The organism is Microbacterium sp. Leaf351 (genome assembly GCF_001423825.1).
Classification (GTDB): Bacteria; Actinomycetota; Actinomycetes; order Actinomycetales; family Microbacteriaceae; genus Microbacterium; species Microbacterium ginsengisoli.
The window spans coordinates 35,933-37,513 of the sequence record NZ_LMPK01000034.1 but is presented as its reverse complement, the minus strand read 5'-3'; the positions used below and the strand labels follow the sequence as shown (position 1 = coordinate 37,513).

The following is a 1,581-nucleotide window of genomic DNA, read 5'->3' as shown; positions in this document are numbered from 1 at the left end:
GAGAACTTCCTCCAGATCTTCATGTGCTGGGGTGACGATCCGACGGACACCTCGCGTCCCGACCGCACGACGTGCGAGTACGGCGGAACGGGAGCGGTCGGTGCGACGCGGGACGCCTACCGCAGCACGGCGCTCGCCGACATCCCGACGGAGGACCAGCCGTACTCGGCGGCGAGCAAGGTGTCGTTCCTTCCTCCGTATACGGCGATCCCCTTCGTCGCGCGAAACGGTGCCCGGGTCGACGGCGTGAAGGTCGATCCCGCGACCAAGGCCAACGTCATCGACACGAGCGTCGACGTCAACAACAACCAGTTCTTCACGTCCTATACGACGAATGAGATTCCCTGGGCCGGCTCCGGCAACGACGGCAAGGGGTCAGTGAGCTTCGAGGTGCAGACAGCGGTGCAGTCGGATGCGCTCGGCTGCGGTTCTGCCGTGACGACGGGCAGTGTGACCACGGGTGCGAGCTGCTGGCTCGTCGTGCTCCCGCGGGGAACCTCCGACAACGGATCGGTCAACATCACCCAGTCGGGGTTGTTCATCGACTCCTGGCGGCATGCGTTGGCCGTGAAGCTCGGATTCACGCCGGTCGGCTCGCGCTGCCCGATCGGGCAGACAGAGAAGCAGGTACAGGGAAGCGAACTGGCGGCGCTCGCGGTCAACTCGTGGCAGCCCGTTGTCTGCACACAGGCCGGCGGGTCCGTGTACTCACTCATCACCGGCGCGGAGTCGGATGCGGTGGCGAACGCGGCGACAACGACGGACGCGCCGCTCGCATTGACGAGCTACCCGCTGACGACGGACGGATCGACGCCGGATCCCCTCCAGTACGCGCCGGTCGCGCTCACGGGATTGTCGGTGTCCATCGCGATCGACCGGTTCCCGAACCCACTCGACAAGACGGTTCCGCAGCAGTACGTCGATGCGGCGCGCACGCCGTTCACCTCCATCAACCTCACTCCCCGGTTGCTGGCAAAGCTGTTGACGAACTCCTACCTCTCGTCCCTTCCCACGGGAGCGGACACGAAGTACCTGACCGGCAATCATCCGTACAACATCACGCAGGACGAAGACTTCCTCGCCGTCAACGATCCCGAGTGGCGCTCGCAGGCGCTGAACGGTGCCCCGATCGCGGACATCATCGTGCCTCAGGGGCGTTCCGACGCCGCGCGTGCCATCTGGGCGTACATCGCGTCCGATCCCTCCGCCCGGGACTTTCTCGCGAGCAAGCCCGATCCGTGGGGCATGGTCGTCAACCCGTACTATTCGACAGACCCGACGATCAACCCCACCAAGGCGGCCTTCTCCCTCGACCGCGAGGACTTCCCGAAAGCGGATCCCGTCGAGTACGACCCGCCGAATCAGGACCCGATCAACGTGATCACGTGGCGTCCGTACGCGAGTGATCTGACGAGTGTCGCGTATCTGACGCTCCGAGGCGATGGCCAGGGACCCGGTCCCTGGGACCCGAACTCCGTGCCCCCGAAGTACACGAAGGTCCCGCGAATGCTCCCGGGATCGCAGCGGCTGATCGGGTTGACCACGGCATCCGCGGCAGATCGCTACCAGGTGGTGACGGCG

The 1,581-nt window shown here is 65.6% G+C and carries 1 protein-coding gene; it reads left to right on the top strand.

Features of this window, described 5'->3' with window-relative positions; all coding sequences use genetic code 11:
* On the top strand, window positions 1-1,581 hold a 1,581-nt coding region (locus ASG00_RS10310), incomplete at both ends, for a hypothetical protein (protein ID WP_200930911.1).